The organism is Hyalangium sp. (assembly GCF_035629615.1).
GTDB lineage: Bacteria > Myxococcota > Myxococcia > Myxococcales > Myxococcaceae > Hyalangium.
Genome location: NZ_DASPHO010000816.1, coordinates 1 through 17369, shown reverse-complemented (window position 1 = coordinate 17369; position 17369 = coordinate 1). Strand labels below are relative to the sequence as shown.

Sequence of the window (17369 nt, the reverse complement as noted above, 5' to 3'; positions counted from 1 at the left end):
ACCACCAGATCCCGGGGGTTGGTGGCGTCGAAGACGAGCACCTCCGCGTTCGGGTAGGGAGCGGCCGCGTAGAGCCAGGTGCCGTCCATCGTCACCGCGCGTACATCCAAGGTCGTGCTCGGGGGGAACGACTTGACCGCGACCGGCTGCCTCGGGTTCGTCACGTCGTAGGCGAGCACCCCCCGCTTGGTGCTGGCGATGTACATCGTCTGATCCTTCACCCAGACCTGGTGCCAGGCGTCGGCGTCCTGCTCGGAGAGCTTCAGATCCGCCGCCAGGCTCGGCGCCGCGGGGTTCGAGACGTCATAGATGAAGAGGCCCTCCTCGCGCGCCGCGACGTAGGCGAAGCCTCCCGCCACGAACACGTCCTGGGCGCTGCCTCGCGGCAGCGCGAGCTCCGAGACGAGCCCGATCCCCGTGGCCTCGGCCTCATCGGCCCGGCGCTGGATGCGCCTCGCCTGGAAGGCCCCCCCCAGATCCTGGGTGCCGTTGACGCAGCGGCGGAACACGCCCTCCACCTGGGTGGGCGTGGACGAGCGGCAGCCCGCGAACAGGAACTGGACGGGGCTCCCGTCGGCGGCAGGCACCTCGCTGGTCACAACGAACAGGCCCGGCTCGACGCGCTTGCTGGTGATGGGCAACCCGGAGAGCTTCGGCTCCCCCAGGTACTTGATGACGCCGGAGGTCTTCTCCCCGTCATCGAAGGTGAGATCCATGTTCCAGATGCCGTCGGTCTGGAGGGCGCCGAGCCCCGACGTGTCACAGGCGCTCAAGTCCAGCTTCTCGAGCGCACAGTCATTCCGAGCCGGTGGCTCGCTCTTCCCACACCCCGCGGTGAGCAGCAGGGCACCCATGGACATTGAAAGGAGGCGGATCATAGCCCCTTGCATACCGGGTGGCACGCCAGGACGAAAGTCCTACCCGCCAAGTGCCTCTTGGACACCCCGGAAGTGCAGAGCTGAGCAAAATCGCACGTTCTCCTTGTGCCTCCCACTCCCCAGAGGGAGCCTTCATCCCTACGTACGCTCCGTCGCTCGTCCCCAAAGGCCCCCGAGGTCGTACCCGTGAACCGACGCCCCACCGCCGCCGCGCTGCTTCTATTGCTCCTGCCGAGCGTGGCGCTCGCTCAGGTCTTCGTCTATCCCCGCCGGGCTGACAGGAGCCAGGTCAACACCTTCGACTTCGAGTGGCGGCACGTGGACATCCTGGTAGGCCCCGCGGCCACGGGTGAGGCCGATCCGCCGAGCAAGACGGCTCCGCTGCCCCCCGGTGTGCCGGGAGGCCCCATTCCCCAGGCACCCACCGTGCCCCCCCACACCCTCCCGACCGAGGGCTCGGTCTCTGAGCCTCCCCAGGAGACGGAGAGCGTCACCTCCAGCCCGCCCACCGGCGGCGGGGACGTGGCGCTGGCGGGGGCGGCCGACGGAGGCGTCCCCATGGATGGCGGCGTGCTGGCGGAAGGGACACCGCCGTCCACCACGGGGCTGATCGCGCTGGGGGGGGCTGACGGAGGCACCCCGGCAGATGCAGGCGTCCAGTACGCCAAGTCCCTGGGCGCGGCCACCGGCGGCGTGCGCTTCTATTTCTACGAGCGCGAGCGCCAGGTGGCCGAGCGCGCCGCTCCGCTCATCGAGGATGCGTACCGCTACCTGGTGGACCAGTTCCACTACGTGCCCACGGAGACGTTCCCCTACATCCTCTACAACACCTACCAGGAGTTCCTGCAGACGAACATCTTCGCCGTCTCGGAGGGCACCCTGGGCGTCACCAGCACCGAGGGGGATCTCAAGCTCTCGCTGCCGTACCTGGGGGATCACCGGCTCTTCGAGGAGATCAGCACCCACGAGCTGGCGCACCAGTTCACCATCCAGAAGGTCCGCACCGTCGCGAACACCAAGAAGACGTTCGGGGATCCGCTGCAGGGCATCCCCCTCTGGTTCATCGAAGGCCTGGCCGAGTTCTACGCCAAGCGGGGCCTGGATCCCGAGGGGGAGATGCTCGTGAGGGATCTGATGGTGAACCCCAACCTCATGAAGGGCTATGCCTTCCTCGACTTCTTCTCCCAAGGGCCCTACGGCTTCCTGTGGATCTACAAGGCGGGGCAGGCGCGGGTGACGTTCCTGGAGGAGGAGTACGGCAAGGGCTTCATCCAGCGGGTGCTGGAGGAGTCGCCCAAGCTCGTCTCGGGCGGCAAGGACACGCCGTCCATGAAGTTCGAGGAGCTGCTGGAGCGGCTCACCGGAGACGAGCCGAAGAAGATCTCCGCCCGCTTCGAGAACTGGATGAAGCGGCGCGCCTTCAAGGACTACCTGAGCTCCGAGCAGGCCGCTCCCTCGCTGGAGATGGTGGAGGAGCGCCCCGGCATCACCACGGCGATGAACAGCTCGCCGGACGGCCGGGTGATCATGTACCGCACCATCGTCCCGGACACGGGCGAGAGCCGGCTGTACCTGGCGGATCCCAAGGTGCCGGACAGCGCCATCAAAGTCGCGAATGACGGGGTGCCGGGCGCCGAGTCCCTCCACCCCATCTTCGGGCGCAACTTCGCGATGACGAAGGATCAGTTCGCGTTCGTGGCGGAGGCGAACGCACGGGACGTGATCTACGTGCAGCGCTACTCGTACACCTCCGAGCAGAAGACCGGTGACGAGCTGGTGCGCCGCGGTGCCATGCGCACCGGCTTCCAGCGTCAGACGAGCTTCTCGGTGGATCTGGATGCGGGGGATCGCATCGCGTACCGCGTGGGCCAGCACGGGCTGCTCGGGGTACCTTCCGTGGCCTTCTCGCCGGACGGCAAGCAGCTGGCGTTCATCGGCATCAACGACGCGGGCATCCGGGACGTGTACCTGCTCTCGCTGGACGGGAGCGAGGACGCGAAGCCCCGCAAGCTCACCGATGACATCTACGCCGAGCGGCAGATCACCTGGGGCCCCAGCGGCATCATCTACACCTCGGATGCGACGTCGCACCGCTTCTACAACCTGTTCCGCATCAAGCCGGATGTGCCAGCCCAGGCCGAGCGCCTCACCACCCAGGCGCGAGACGAGGCGGACCCGGTGGCCCTGGCGGACGGCCGCATCTTCTTCGTGGCCTGGCGCAACAGCAGCTCGGACCTGCACGAGCTGCTGGCGGACGGAAAGATCGTCCGACGCACGGACGTCACCACCGGCATCTTCGAGCCGGGCCCGGGCCCCGAGGGAGCCCTGTGGGTGCTCTTCCACCAGTCCGGCGAGCGCCGGCCCTCGCTGCTGCGCGCGCCGAAGATGCTGAGCCTGGCCACGGAGGAGTCACCCCCGGCCGCGCCGCCCACGCCGCTGGCCTTCATGCCCCTGGCGGGCGCCGAGCAGTACCGTCCCTTCACCCGGCAGAACATCGAGGTGGGTCCCATCTTCGGCTTTGCCGGCGCGGGCAGCGGCGGCTTCTACGGCCAGGTGTTCGCCATGGCGACCGACCGGATGAAGAACCACGCCATGCTGCTCAACATGGCCATCTACGGCTCGTTCAAGCTGACCGATGGCGTGCTGCTCTACGTGAACCAGGAGAAGCGCACCGTCTGGGGCGCGGGCCTCTTCCAGTCCCTGCGCTTCCGGCTGGATGAGACGTTCGCGGCGCAGGGCACCTCGTTCTTCTCGGGCGAGCGCTACTACGGCGCGATCGCCAGCGTGCGCTACCCGCTCAGCACCTTCCTCTACCTGCAGGGAGAGCTCACGGCGGGCGGCACCTCGTACTTCATCGACTCGTACACGGCCTTCCGCCTGGAGAACCCCTCGTTCAACCCCACAGGTGAGAACCTGTACCGGCCATGGCTCGACGCCAACGACGAGGCGCGCTTCCAGACAGAGCTGACGGGGCAGATCGGCTACAACACCATCCGCTACCACTACGCCACGGGGCCGCTCTCAGGCAGCTCGGCGCTCCTGGAGGCCGCGGTGGGCGCACAGCCCTTCAACGAACAGGCCTACAGCAACCTCCGGCTGGATCTGGAGCGCTACTTCCCCATCTACGGACGCAGCAACATCTTCATCCGCGCCGCCGGCGGCACCACGTTCGGCGGCCGCTATGCGCGCTCCTACTTCCTGTCCAGCTTCGACACCCTGCGCGGTGTGAACTTCGGAGACGAGGACTGGCTGCTCGGCCGCCACTTCGCCTACTCCACGATGGAGCTGCAGGTGCCGCTCAACGACATCATCCGGGTCGCCTTCCTGAGCGATCTGGAGGCCATCGCCGGTGTGGACTTGGGCGGCGTGGGGAACTCGTCGCGGCGGATGTGGGATCGCCGGACGCTGGACTTCGCCCTGGGCTTCAACCTGTCGCTGGGGCCTCTGCTGATGCGGCTGCACTTCGCTCGGCCGATCGACATCGGCGCCGCGGCAGGCAAGCCAGATGATGGCTGGGTGACGAACTTCTCGATTGGCATCGCCGGCCTCAATGGCTTCTTCGATCAGCGGAGCGACAGGCGGCCACCGCCCAGCATCCCGGCTGGGGCCTACATCGGGCGATCGGGGCTGCCCATGCAGTAGAGGGTTCGCCTCGTCACGTCCCGCGGTCCCGCCTGCCTGCTCCTCAGGGAGCAGGACAGCGGGCCACATGGTGAATTGTGCAGACGGGTTGACTTGGTAAGTTGCGCCCCGCGCCCAACAGGGCGGCACCCGACGCGATGCGCGCGCGCCGCGCAGCGTCTATGGGGGACACATGCCAGGCCCACTGCTGCTCAGCCGGATCCTCGCAGGGATGATGACCCTGCTCCTGATCCTGCTGCCTCCCGCATCCGCGTTCGCCCAAGATGACTCCGAGGTACGGGCCTACCTCCTCTCGGTCGAGCGCCTCTACGAGGATCTGGAATACGAGAGCGCGTTGAACCAGATCACCCGCGCCCGAGCCGTCGCGCGCGCGCCAGGGCATCTCGTGGCCTTGGCGCTGTACGAAGGCGTCATCCTGGCCGACATGAGCCGCTGGGAAGAGTCCGCCGCCGCGTTCAGGAAGGCGCTCGAGCTCCAGCCCGAGGCAAAGCTTCCTTTGAAGGAGGTCTCCCCCAAGGTGGCGCAGCACCTCGAGCGCGTACGCCAGTCCGTCAAGCAGGAGCTGGCCGCCAGGCAGAAACCTCCCGAGCCCCCACGGCCCCCTCCTCGGCCTCTGGACAAGCCACAGGACCCGAAGCCAGGGGCAGTGGTGATCGATCTCCCGCCAGAGCCGAAGCCAGAGCCCTCGCGCCGGAGCTTCATGCGCCCCCAGATCCTCGGCCCTGCCATTGGCGGAGGTGTCCTCCTGGTGCTTGGTGGCACCTCCTGGGCCATGTCCCGCGGAGAGCTGTCCCGGCTGAACGGTGATCACTCGACGCTCGCGACCCCTGAGGATGTGCAGCAAGCCTCCTCTCGGGGACGTACCTTCCAGTCCGTCGGCGTGGGGCTGATGGGAGCCGGAGTGGCAGGGCTGGGGTTTGCCTTGGGCTGGTACGCCTTCGGGCCTCCCTCGGATGAGACGGCCCTGAGGGTCGGGACCAACGGGACCTCTGCGTTCGTGCAAGGGAGGTGGCCGTGAACACCTGTCTCCGCGCATTGGGGGTGGCGCTGCTCGGGCTCTGGATGGGCTGTGCCGACTTCGACGAGGCAGAACAGAAGTTCTGCGAGCGCAACCCGGATCGCTGTGAGGTCATCCACGCCCAGGTGGTGCTTGCCTCCGGGGTCTCCGCGACCTGCGTGCTCCTAGAGGTCCGCGATGCCTCGAGCCACAGCACCCTGGGCAAGAAGTGGCTGACTCGAACGGGGGATGTTCTGGAGACGGCGGTCCCGAGGGGTTCGCTGCCACAGACCGTAGAGCTTGCCGCGCGCCCGTACCGGGACGGCGATTGCCAGGGCGGCCAGGAGGCGCGGACGCCGAACGGCCGCTTCGAGACGGTGAGTGCTTCCTTCGTGAGGGGCAAGACGATTCAGGCGGATCCGCTCCAGCTGAAGCCCGGCACGGATGGAGACGGTGACCAATACGTCGACAGCCAAGCAGGCGGAGCGGACTGCAACGACGAGGCAGGGACGGTGAACCCGGGCGTGGTGGAGCAGTGCTCGCTCCAGACGGACCTCAACTGCGATGGCAAGAAGGGGTGTGAGGCATCTGGCTGCCCAGCCACAGCGTGCTTTGGCCCGCCGACGGCGCTCGCGCTGGAGTTGCAGGCCGGTACCGTGACAGCTGGCACCTGCACGAGTGCCATGGTCAAGGTGAAGGACGAGAGCGGCTCCGACACCCAGGTCATCGCGCCCGTCGCCGTGAGCCTGCAGACCCAGAGCGGAGGTGTGATCTACTTCTCAGATGCCGCGTGCACGACGTCCATCGCGAGCGTGAACCTGGCCACGAACGTGGGCAGTACACCCTTCTTCTTCCTGGGCCAGGTTGCGGGAGAGGTCACGCTCAACGCGTCGGCCACCGGCCTGACGCCGGCTTCCAGGGCCGTGCAGATCATTGCGGGGCCTGGCAACCGGCTGATCTTCGCCTCTGCCGCGCGGACGGCGATAGCGGGAGCCTGCTCGCAGGTCGTCCAGTTCCAGGCTCAGGATGCACAGGGCAACCCGGCGCCGGTGGCGACCACCACGCGGGTGGCGCTCTCGGCCGCTCCGCCCACGGGCTTCACGTTCTATTCGGACGCGGGCTGCACCTCTGCAGTGACGGGCTTGGACCTCACCGCCGGCACGAGCAATGGCAGCTTCTACTTCCGAGGCACGAGGGCCGGCAGCGTGAGCATGTCCCTCACGGCCAGCGGGTTTACCGGGAGCTTGCAGTCCGCGACGATCAATGCGGGTCCTCCCTCCGTCATGGTGTTCACGGGGCCGGCGCCTTTGCCGGCGGGGGACTGCTCGGGGCTGGTCACGGTCGAGCTGCGGGACGCGCATGACAATCCGACACCCGCGACTTCAGGCACGACCATCAACCTGACCTCGAGCGGTGTGCCGCTGACGTTCTCGACCGACGCTGGATGCACACCCACCACGCCCACCGTGACGATCGCCCAGGGTACCGGCTCAGTGACCTTCCGTTACCGCGGCACCCAGGCGGGGACCTCTTCCATCAGCGGGACCTCTGGCAGTCTGACCAGCAGGCCGCTGAGCGTCACCATCAACCCAGGGACGGCCAGCGTGCTCGCTTTCACCACCGGACCGCAGACGGTGTCTGCGGGGAGCTGCTCGGGTGTGGCGACGGTGCAGCTCAGGGACCTGCATGGCAATGCGGTGAGGGTGGGTACGAACACGGCGGTGATCCTGTCGGCGGCACCTCCCGAGGGGTTCCAGTTCTTCTCGGAACCAGGCTGCGCGGGGGCCGCGGTGCCGTCGGTGACCATGTCTGCCAACTCGAGCGACGCGAGCTTCTACTTCCGGGGGACTCGCGCAGGAGCGGGGGCGGCGACGCTGGCGGCGGCGTTGAGCAGCATCACTGGGAACCAGAGTGTTACCATCAACCCCGGCCCGCCGACGACCCTGGCCTTCCCACAGTCGCCGCTGACGGTGGCGGCGGGAGGCTGCACGCCGGTCACCCTGCGGGTGAATGACCCCCATGGCAACGCGACGCCCGTCTCGGGCAATCAGACGATCGATCTCGCGGCGAGCCCTTCCACGGGCTTCACGCTCTCGACAGCGGCCAACTGCGCGGGCCCGACGAACCAGGTGATCATCACCTCGGGCCAGAGCAGCACGACCGTCTACATGAGGGGAACGGTGGCGGGGAACGTGACGGTGACGGCGACCCGAGCGTCGCTCACTCCAGGCACGCTGGCCCTGACCGTGAATCCAGCCGCGCCCAGCAAGCTCATCTTCCTGACTGCGCCGCAGACCCTCGAGGTGGGCGCATGCTCGGCCATCACCACCGTGCGGCTGCTGGACACCTTCGACAACGTCGTGACGGCCACGGCCAACACGCCCATCAGCCTGATGGGCTCCACGGCCAACATCACCTTCTACTCGGGGGCAGGGTGTTCGAGCCCGACGACCTTCGTCACGGTTCCGGCAGGCGGGAGCAACGCGAGCTTCTACTTCAAGGACACGGCCGCGGAGACCGTGACCGTCACCGTGAGCAGCAACGGCCTCACCAGTGCCACTCAACAGCAGACCATTAACGTGCCGGCGCCGACCGAGCTGGCCTTCACGACGACCGCGCGCACCGTCCAAGTGGCAGCCTGCTCTGACATCGTGACGGTCGAGGTACGGGCGTCGGGGAGCCCGACGACGGTCATTGCCCCCACCACGGTGAACCTCAACACCACGCCGTCCGCGAGCCTGACCTTCTACTCGAACAACACCTGCACCACCGTGGTGACCTCGGTCACCATCAGCCCGGGGCAGGGCAGCGCCAGCTTCTACTTCAAGGGGTCTGCCCCGGGAACAGTCGCGATCACCGCATCCGCGGGGAGCCTCACCAGCGCCACCCAGAATGCCTTCATCACGCCCGTGCCGACCCAGTGGCGATTCACCACCCCGGCTCGCACCGTCATGGCGGGCAGCTGCTCATCCCTCATCAGGGTTCAGTCATCGGACCCCAGCAACAGCGCAGCTCCCGTGGCCATGGACACGACCGTCAACCTTGGGCAGTCCGGGACGCCCGCGGACCCACAGTTCAGGTTCTACTCGGGCGCGAGCTGCAGCACCGTCGTTACAAGCGTCACGGTCCCCAGCAACCAGTCTGCGGTGCTCTTATTTTTCAAAGCCGAGAAGGCGCGGACCGTGACGCTCACAGCCTCCGGTACGCTCACCAGCGCCACTCAGGACCACACCGTCACCCCCGGCAGCATGGCCGTGCTGGCCTTCTCCGCCAGCACGCCTCCGCAGACCCTGCTCGCGGGCACGTGTGCCATGCGGACGGTGCAGAGCCAGGATGCCTTCGGCAATTTCGTGAGCACGGGCGTCACCGCCGACCTCAGTGCCTCAGCCACGACGGAGTTCTTCTCGGATGCGGGCTGCACCACCCCCACCACTGAAGTCACCATTGCAGCGGGCAACAGCTCGGCCAACTTCTACTTCAAGGGCCTCACGGGCGGCATCAACGCCACGGCCCCCCTCACGCTGACGGCCTCGGCCCCAGGCCTCACCTCCGCCACCCAGACCGAGTCCATCATCCCCACCGTCCGGACCGGCACCTGCATTCTCGATGATGTGAGTGTCACCTGCCCCATTACGCCTGCGCTCCTCGATGTGCATAAGGCGTTCCTGACCTTCCAAGCCACCTCGACACACGCGCGCTCTGACAGGGGCAACGTCCGGTGCTTCCTGGACGGTGGCACTCAGGTCAGGTGCGAGAGGTTCGATAACAATGCCACTGTGAACATCCGCTGGAGTGCGGCGGAGTTCCCCTCGGGCGTGGCTGTCCAGCATCACGCCACCAACTGCTCAGGGGACATCACTCCCGTCCCCCTCTTCGCCACTACGCCGAGCGGCACCTTCCTGCTGCTCAGCAGCCAGCGCGATATCAACAACATGGGCAGCGGTGTCTACCGGCTCGTGGAGATGAAGTCTTCGACGCTTGCCGAGATCCGGAAGCTGGGGGGGTGCGGTGTCACCGACAACAACCACCTTCAGGCGGTCTCGTATTCGGGCTCCCAGCTTCAGCGGGGGGTGACCAGCCTGGCGAGTGGGGCGACGAACACGGAGGTCACCCTGGCCTCGCCTGTGGCGCTGGACAGATCGATCGTCCTGTACTCGTACATTAACGACGGCACGAGCGCGAGGATCTGCGAGCGCGCGCTACGCGGGGAGCTGATCAACAACGGAGCGACGGTGAGGTTCTCGCGAGGCGAGGGCGATACGGTCAACTGCGCCGGCTCGAATTTCGGCGAGATCTCCTGGGAGGTGGTCACTTTCCCTGTAGGGACCGTCGTGCAGCAGGTCACGCAGCAGCTCACGGGGGCTACCGCGTCGGTCCCGCTGACGACTCCCGTGGACCTAAGCCGAACCCTCGTGTTCGGCGGTGGTCAGTGGTCCTCGGGACAGCTCCACGGAGAAGGACGGTACGCGTCGGGCGAGCTCATCAACGAGATGCGCGCCCTGGCCGTGTTGTCAAACAACTCCACGCTGCTCTTCTATCGGGAGAGCTTCATCAACACGGCGACCTTCACGGCCTACGTCGTCCAGTTCAAGCCCTGACCCGACCGACCCGGCCTGGTGCTCTCTGGCATTACCGACGGTCGGCCCCATGGGCGGCCCCTTGAGAAGACGGGGAGCGGACCCCTTTCTGTGCTTCCGCTTGTCTTGAGTAGCCTGTCCGGCACAGGCTCAGGGATGCCCTGCGTGTAGAAGGCATCCATGACGGTTCAGTGCCCACATTGCCAGCACCGCCACGAGCTGGTGTTAGCGCCCGGCAGGCACGCGCTCAAGTGCGAGGCCTGCCGGCGCAGCTTCCCGTTCGTGGTGCCAGAACGGGCTGGAGGCACCTCCACCGTCCCTGAAGAGGCGACGGTCATCATCCCACTCACCCCTGTCCCACAGCCCCTCTCCCAGGCCCCCCTGGCGAAGGAGCCTCCTGCCCCCTCGCCCCCCCCCTCGGAGGAGGCGGCTCCCACCACTCTCAACGAGCTGTCAGTGCCGCTCCGAGAGTCCCTCGCCGCAGCGTTGCAGGACGCCAGCCAGGAGCCCCCTCCTCCTGCCTCGCGCAGGGCCCTCACCGAGCCTCCTCGCCCGCTCTCGGCCAGGGCTTTCCCCGAGCCCTCCCCTCCCAGGCCCGCGCCCGAGTCCAGCCTCCCTTCCCCGCCCAGGCCCCTCTCACCGATCCCCCTGGACACTCTCCCGAACATTACGCCTCGCTTGACCGAGGATGGCCCTCACACCGGCCCCGTCGCCTTAGAACAAGCACCTCCGCTGGAGCCCGCGCGCCCAGTGCCTCTCGAGGAATCCACCGTCATCCTGACGCGGGCCCCCGTGACGCCCCCCGCCGCCGCTCCGGCGAGAGCGGAGCCCCCCCCGGCGGATGAGCCGGAGCTGCGGACCGAGAAGGTGACTCGCCCGCCCGAGGTGGCCGCCCTCGCTCCTGTTCCACGCAGCGAGCAAGGAGTTCCCACCACCCCTGTCCCGCGCAAGGAGCCAGCCCCTCAGCCGCCCTCCCCTGCTCCGCGCAGAGGCCAGGGAGCCACACCTCCCGCGGGCATGCCGCGAGCGCCCACACCCCAGCGGCCGACGGGACCGCGCTCGGCCACCCGTTCCCCCCTCGCGACGGGCTCCCGGCCCTCCCTCCCTGCTCCCGCCCCGCCTCTGGACGAGTCGCTCACAGAGCCCGTCCCGTCCCTCCAGTCTCTGGACCGGCATGGAACGTCTCTCGACCGGCATGGGACGGCCCTCAGCCATGGCATGCGGCTGGGCGGCTACCAGCTCCTGCGAAAGCTCGGCGCCGGCGCCATGGGGACCGTGTGGCTGGCCCGCCAGCTCTCGCTCGCTCGGGATGTGGCGTTGAAGATCCTCCGGCCGAGCCTCGCCCGGGATCCCCAGTTCGTCTACCGCTTCACCCAGGAGGCCTTCGCCGCCGCGCAGCTCGTCCACCACAACATCGTCCAGATCTACGACTGCGGCTCGGAGAAGCAGATCTACTTCTACAGCATGGAGTACGTGGACGCCGAGAACCTCCAGTCCCTCATCACGCGCGAGGGCCGGCTCGATCCAGAGGTGGCCGCCGGGTACATCCTCCAGGCCGCGCGCGGGCTCAAGTTCGCCCACGACATGGGCATGGTCCACCGCGACATCAAGCCGGACAACCTGCTGCTCAACCGCAACGGCATCGTGAAGGTGGCGGACATGGGCCTGGTGAAGCGCTCGGGCCAGGAGCCGGGGGCCGGCGACAGGACGGAGCTCCACCCGCTCCAGGGCCCCGCGCAGGAGCCGCAGGCGTCCGACTCGGGGGGAACCCCGGCTTACATGTCCCCGGAGCAGGTGGAGAACTCCCCGGACGTGGATGCCCGCGCGGACATCTACTCGCTGGGGTGCACGTTCTACTTCCTGCTCACCGGCCGCCCTCCCTTCCAGTCCGAGTCGGTGGCGGCAATGATGGGCATGCACGTCATGGAGCCGCCCATCCCGCCGGAGGAGCTCGTCCGGCGCGTGCCCAAGGCGCTCTCGGACATCGTGCTGCGAATGCTGGCCAAGCTCCCCGAGGAGCGGTTCCAGAACCTGGGCGGGCTCATCCGGGAGCTCGAGGCGTTCCTCGGAATCGAGGGCACGACGGCCTTCTCTCCGCGGGAGGAGCACGCCAACCTGCTGGAGCGCTGCGTGCTGGAGTACAACCGCGCCCCCTGGGGCTCGAGGCGCCGGGCGGCGGTGCTCGGCTTCGCAGGGGTGAGCGCGGTGGCCACGGGGCTCGCCGCGTGGCGGGGGGGGCCGCTCGTGGCCGCGGCTGTGGCGGCCTTCTCGGCCTCCACGTGGATGCTCTCCTTCACCCTGCGAGGCCTCTTCCACAACGGGACGCTCTTCCTCCACCTCCGGCAGTTCATCCTCTCGGCCCCGCTGGGCACCTGGCTGGTGTGGCTGCTGCTGCTGGGCGGGGCGGGATACGGCCTCTACCGCTTTGGCCTGCTCGTGCTGGCCGCCGGCCTGCTGGGCGGAGCGCTACTGGCGGCCAGCGGCTTCTACTTCCTGGTGGATCGCATGGTCGCGGCCGAGCGCCAGCCCTTCATCGAAGAGGTGGAGGTGATGCTGCGCTCCATGCGCCTGCGGGGGCTGGAGGAGGGCGCGCTCCGCCAGTTCGTCTGCAAGTACAGCGGCGACGTCTGGGAGTCCTTCTACGAGGCGCTCTTCGGCTATGAGGCGAAGCTGCTCGCTCGCGAGAAGTGGGGCCGCAACGAGCGGGGCCTGCCCCGGCAGACGCACGCCGCCTGGAGGGATCCGCTCATCCGCGGGATGGACCTCCTGCAGCAGGCCCGGAAGCACCGGCGCGAGCGGCGGCAGCTGAGGATGCTCGAGCGCAAGAAGGAGAAAGCCCAGGACCGGGAGAAGGCCCAGGCCGCCCCCACCTGATCCCGCCGCTCAGGACTGCGCGGCCACGAGCGCCGCGTTCGCACGCGCCAGGGGGCCCCCATCATTCTTGGGGATCCGCTCGAAGTCACCCCGCAGCGCCTTGAGGGCGAACTTCTCCAGGTCGATCTCCCTGCGCGTGCGGACGCCGCCCACCGCGCGCACGAGCTCGGCCAGGGGTCCGAAGCCGAACAGTCCATGCTGGAGCAGCAGCCCCGCGGCCGTCCCGCCGAAGATCTGCCAGCCGCGGCCGTCCCGCCGGGCCAGCCACAGCCCCAGCACGGCCGCCAGGGAGCCCACCACCATCACCGCCCGGTTGAGATCCCACTCCCGCTCGAGCTTCTTGAGGTAGCGGGAGATCTCCGGCCGCTCCTGCTGCGCCATGTGCCGCACGCAGCGCTCGACGTGCTCGTCGATGCGCTTGTTGACCTCTTCGGGCACATGCGAGCGTACCGTATCGGTCGATGTCTGGTTCCAGGACTCCATGAGCGGCTCCCTCGCTGTCGCAGTCAGATCCTTTCTCCAAAGGTAGGGGTGGGACCGGGCCGCTGCCGCAGCCGCTTCCCTTGACGGCCGGCGCTCTCCCTGCCGAGGAGCAGGCGAGCAAGCCTTCGAGGACCCCACGGAGACCCCCAGCCTTCCCATTTCCTCCCACACAGGGGCCCTGGAGCCCCCGGATGGCAGGGCACACTCCTTGCTGACGGGTAGCCCCATGAGACTCTCGCGACTCTTGCTGGCCAGCTGTCTGACAGTTCTGTTCGCCTGTCAGGCCCCAGGCCCAGGCCCTACGCCTCCCATCGAGGAAGACACGACACCGATAGGAGAGGAATACACGCCACCGGTGGATCCACCCGTGAGCGTGCCTCCCGTGACACCGCCCGAGGAGAAGCCTCCTCCCGTCATACCGCCCGAGGAGAAACCTCCGGAGCTCCCTCCTCCGGAGGCGCAGCGACCCTTCGTGCTGCCGCCGGTGCAGACCTCCGTCCCGGAATACGCGCTGATCATGCCGGATGCGGTGCTGCAGAAGTTCCTCGCCGATCCGGAGGCTCCGGAGGAGGACGCCGTCTTCCGGGCGAGCGGTGTCTCCTACAACGTGAAGGTGCGCCTGCGGGGGGCGTCGGCGCGGTATTTCCCCAAGAAGAGCTGGAACGTGAACTTCGCCAAGGGCGTCCGCTTCGAGGGCCGCACCTCGCTCAACCTCGTGGCCGAGTACGCGGACGCCACGCTGCTGGGGGAGAAGATCGCCTATGACGTGCTGGCCGCCATGCGCGTGCCCGCGCCGAGCACGAAGTTCGTCCGTGTCACGGTGAACGGCGTGTACCAGGGGCCGTTCCTGGACATCGAGCAGGTGAACAAGGCCTTCCTCGAGGCCCACGAGTTCTCGGACGACGACGCGACGATCTACCGGTGCGGCTGGAAGGACAGCGAGTTCAAGACGTGGAAGGTGCCCTACCAGGGCAAGTGGCAGAAGAAGACGAACGAGAAGGAGCCGGACACCGAGCTCCACGAGGTGCTGGCCCTCATCAACCACACCCCCGAGCCCCTGTTCGCGAGCACCCTGGAGCAGCACCTGGAGGTGGAGTGGTTCCTGCGCTCCATGGTCATGGATGCGCTGATGGCCAATGACTACGTGGAGGACTCGGAGAGCTACTTCATCCACGACGAGGTGACGGGCCGCTGGGTGTACGTGCCGTGGGATCTCAACAACGTGGACGCGCGCTGGTGGTACCCGCTGCCCGTCGGCGAGCGGCCCATCTACGAGCACACGCTCTTCCCCTTCACGATCACCGATGGCTGGACGCAGAAGATGTATGACCGGCGGAAGAGCGAGTACCCGGGCTACCTGCCGGTGTTCTCCAACCTGGGCTCTCGCGTAGTGCTCAACCGCGAGCTGCGCGCTCGGCTGGAGACGTACCTTCACAAGGCCCTGGACGAGTTCTTCAAGCCGGAGGTGATGAACCCGTACATCGACGCGCTCCACGCCGTGGTGGCGCCGCACATGCGCGACGATCCGTACATGGACTACGACAAGTTCGTGGCGGGCCGCACCTTCATGCAGGACTTCGTCACCCTGCGCCGCCGGTTCATCTATGAGGAGCTGAACCGGTTCGCTGCGAAGAGGCCGGGCCTCGTCATCGAGCAGTTCGACCCGCGTCAGGGGTTCATCGTGCTGGGCAACCGGAGCAACACCTCGGTGTCACTGGGCGGCAAGATCCTGACCACGAACCTGCGCGTGAGTCTCACGAGCCTGGTGAGCCGCCCCACGGCGACGGTGCTCCCGGAAGTCACGCTCGGTCCGGGGGAGAGCCGCCGCTTCACCGCCTCGGAGCTGGGGCTGAGGTTTGCGGACAGAGGGGAGATCGGCGTCTTCAACGGCGTCAACGTCGTGGGCTACTTCGACGTGCTCTTCTACGGCCCGCTGCCAGACGGCCAGCGCTACGTGCGCGGTGAGCAGGGCTGGGAGACGCGGTAGCACACCGTCTGCCCAAGGCATCCCACGCGGCGGGGGAGACGCGGCAACGTGCTCTCTCGCCTTGAGAGTCGAGAATGTCCGTCCCGCTCCACAAAGCCTCCGGGTGAGGTGGTTCCGGTTTCTAGCGGTTGACAGTTAAGGCCTGTCTAACCTCGTTTTATAGAAATGCCGCCTCATCTTGGATTTCAGCCTTCGCTGACTTCCAAGGAGGATGCCGTGCGGAAACTCTCTCGCCTCGTCGTGGTGCTGCCCCTGATCGCCAATCTGTGGGGCTGCGGCCCCGAAGGGCTGGAGGAACCGCGCGGAGAGGACATTGACGACCTCGGCGAGCTGCAGCTCACGACAAATACCGTCACCCAGGAGCTGTCCTACTCCAACGGAGGTTCCTGGGCCTCGCCCCAGCCTGCCACTCCTCTCTCCTCCACCTCGGACCGCGCCTGCTTCTTCACCCGCATCCGGGGGAGCTTCGATAGCAGCGGCGACTCCGTGCGCATTCTCGCCTCGCGAGAGACCTGGAACCTCCACGGGGCCGGCTCGACCAGTGCCGCCGCCGCGTGCGCGACCCTGCCCGGCGCCAGTGCCTACTCCACCGCTTATGAGTGGACGGCGGGGCAGCCTCGGCCGACGAACATGGGCTCGACCCGAGGCCGTGTCTGCTTCCTGACGCGCGTGGGCGGTGCCTTCAACAGTCCGGCGGACTGGGCCGGCATCTATGAGAGCGGGGGTTCGTGGTTCCTGTCGGGAGCCTCGCAGGCCCGGAATGGCTACGCCCGAGCCCGGTGCGTCACGGTGAGCACCTACAGCAGCGAGCACTCCTGGAACCAGAGCCAGGGCTCCCCCTCCTACCTGGGGCGCACCAGCGGCCAGGTCTGTGCCCTGACGCACATGGCGGGCCAGTTCGATGGCGCCAGTGAGTTCATCGAGCTCTCCCGAGCAGGCTGGCACTGGTGGCTCCACGGCGGCTCCGCCCGAGCGGGTGTGGCGGCCAAGGCCCGCTGCTTCTGAGGTCCCTGCCGCCGGGCTTCATCCCCCGGAGTCTCTCGTGCCCATCCCCTCCCGTGCCATCAACGCGCGCAGCACGCGCTCGCCCGTGGCGGGAATCCGGGTGACGTTCGCCCCAGTCGCATCCCGGATCGCGTTGATGATCGCAGGGGCCACGCCCACCAGGCTGAGCTCAGCAACCCCCTTGGCCCCGAAGGGCCCCTCTCCGTGCGGATGCTCGAGCAGGATCGGGTGGATGGCCACGGGAACATCGGGCGCGCCCGGGACCTTGTAGCCGCTCATGGACGGATTGAGCAGGTGGCCGTCCCTCCACACCAGCTCCTCGGTCAGCGCCAGGCCGATCCCCTGCACGAACCCGCCCTGCACCTGGCCCTCCGCCGCCGCGGGGTTGATCGCGCGGCCCACGTCATGGACGCTCCAGGCCTCGAGCACCTGGACCTGGCCGGTCAGCTCGTCCACCTCCACCTCGACCACCTGCGCGGCGAACACGAAGTATCCATTCCCGATCGAGGACACCCCCTCGGCCTTCGTGTGGTTCGGATCGATCGGCACCGCCGGGAACAGCCAGCGGGAGCTCGCGATGATCGGCCCTCCCTTGAAGTAGAGGGCACGGCCAGCAATGGCTCCGAACGAGACCGTCGCGTCTGGCTGGCCCTTGACCCCGACGAGGCCTCCGGGCCTCAGCTCCAGGTCCTTCTCCTTCTTCCCCAACATCTCGCTGGCGTGCTCGAACAGCTGCTGCTGGATCTGCTCGCACGCCTGGGTGATCACCCGGCCCACGGTGAACGTGGTGCGGCTCCCCGCGGTGCACCAGTCATACGGCGAGCCATCCGTATCGGGACCTGTGAAGTTGATCTGATCGAGCGACAGGCCCAGGGCCGCGGCCGCGCACTGGGCGAGCGCCGTGTCCGAGCCCTGGCCAATGTCCA

The 17369-nt window shown here is 67.8% G+C and carries 9 protein-coding genes; 6 read left to right on the top strand and 3 right to left on the bottom strand.

The annotated features are described in order from the left end of the window. On the bottom strand, window positions 1-860 hold an 860-nt coding region (locus VD972_RS40955; RefSeq protein WP_414654208.1), incomplete at its 3' end, for an LVIVD repeat-containing protein. Between the two features lie 204 nt (window positions 861-1064). Here VD972_RS40955 and VD972_RS40950 point away from each other — a divergent pair. From VD972_RS40950 to VD972_RS40935, 4 genes are all read left to right on the top strand, one after another. Beyond that, complete coding sequence (locus VD972_RS40950; protein ID WP_324994710.1) at window positions 1065-4520, top strand: tolB protein precursor protein; 3456 nt, start codon at window positions 1065-1067, stop codon at window positions 4518-4520. Window positions 4521-4692: 172 nt separating this feature from the next. Continuing rightward, window positions 4693-5538, top strand: a complete 846-nt coding sequence (locus VD972_RS40945; RefSeq protein ID WP_324994708.1) for a tetratricopeptide repeat protein — start codon at window positions 4693-4695, stop codon at window positions 5536-5538. Continuing rightward, window positions 5535-10115: a putative metal-binding motif-containing protein gene (locus VD972_RS40940; protein WP_324994706.1), complete on the top strand. Its 4581-nt coding sequence runs from the start codon at window positions 5535-5537 to the stop codon at window positions 10113-10115. Before VD972_RS40945 ends, VD972_RS40940 begins: the two co-directional genes overlap by 4 nt. A 729-nt stretch (window positions 10116-10844) precedes the next feature. Beyond that, window positions 10845-12968 carry a serine/threonine-protein kinase gene (locus VD972_RS40935; protein ID WP_324994704.1) on the top strand — a complete coding sequence of 708 codons (2124 nt, stop codon included), beginning with the start codon at window positions 10845-10847 and terminating at the stop codon, window positions 12966-12968. A 9-nt stretch (window positions 12969-12977) separates the two neighbouring features. Here the strand turns inward: VD972_RS40935 and VD972_RS40930 are convergent, their stop codons facing one another. Next, the gene (locus VD972_RS40930) at window positions 12978-13451 is read right to left on the bottom strand and encodes a hypothetical protein (RefSeq protein WP_324994702.1); all 474 of its coding nucleotides are present in this window, start codon (window positions 13449-13451) and stop codon (window positions 12978-12980) included. Window positions 13452-13677: 226 nt separating this feature from the next. Between VD972_RS40930 and VD972_RS40925 the strand changes: the two genes are divergently transcribed. Next, window positions 13678-15438 (top strand): CotH kinase family protein, encoded by a 1761-nt coding sequence (locus tag VD972_RS40925; RefSeq protein WP_324994700.1) that lies wholly within the window; start codon window positions 13678-13680, stop codon window positions 15436-15438. Between the two features lie 216 nt (window positions 15439-15654). Next, on the top strand, window positions 15655-16443 hold the full coding sequence (locus tag VD972_RS40920; protein WP_324994698.1) for a hypothetical protein: 789 nt from the start codon (window positions 15655-15657) through the stop codon (window positions 16441-16443). Between the two features lie 18 nt (window positions 16444-16461). On the opposite strand, the gene VD972_RS40915 is transcribed toward VD972_RS40920, so the two are convergent. Further along, window positions 16462-17369 (bottom strand): xanthine dehydrogenase family protein molybdopterin-binding subunit (locus VD972_RS40915; RefSeq protein WP_324994695.1); only part of this gene is annotated, 908 nt, incomplete at its 5' end.

Coding starts and splice junctions, on each gene's coding strand:
- VD972_RS40945 (WP_324994708.1), top strand. CDS start 4,693: ATGCCAGGCCCACTGCTGCTCAGCCGGATCCTCGCAGGGATGATGACC.
- VD972_RS40930 (WP_324994702.1), bottom strand. CDS start 13,451: ATGGAGTCCTGGAACCAGACATCGACCGATACGGTACGCTCGCATGTG.
- VD972_RS40925 (WP_324994700.1), top strand. CDS start 13,678: ATGAGACTCTCGCGACTCTTGCTGGCCAGCTGTCTGACAGTTCTGTTC.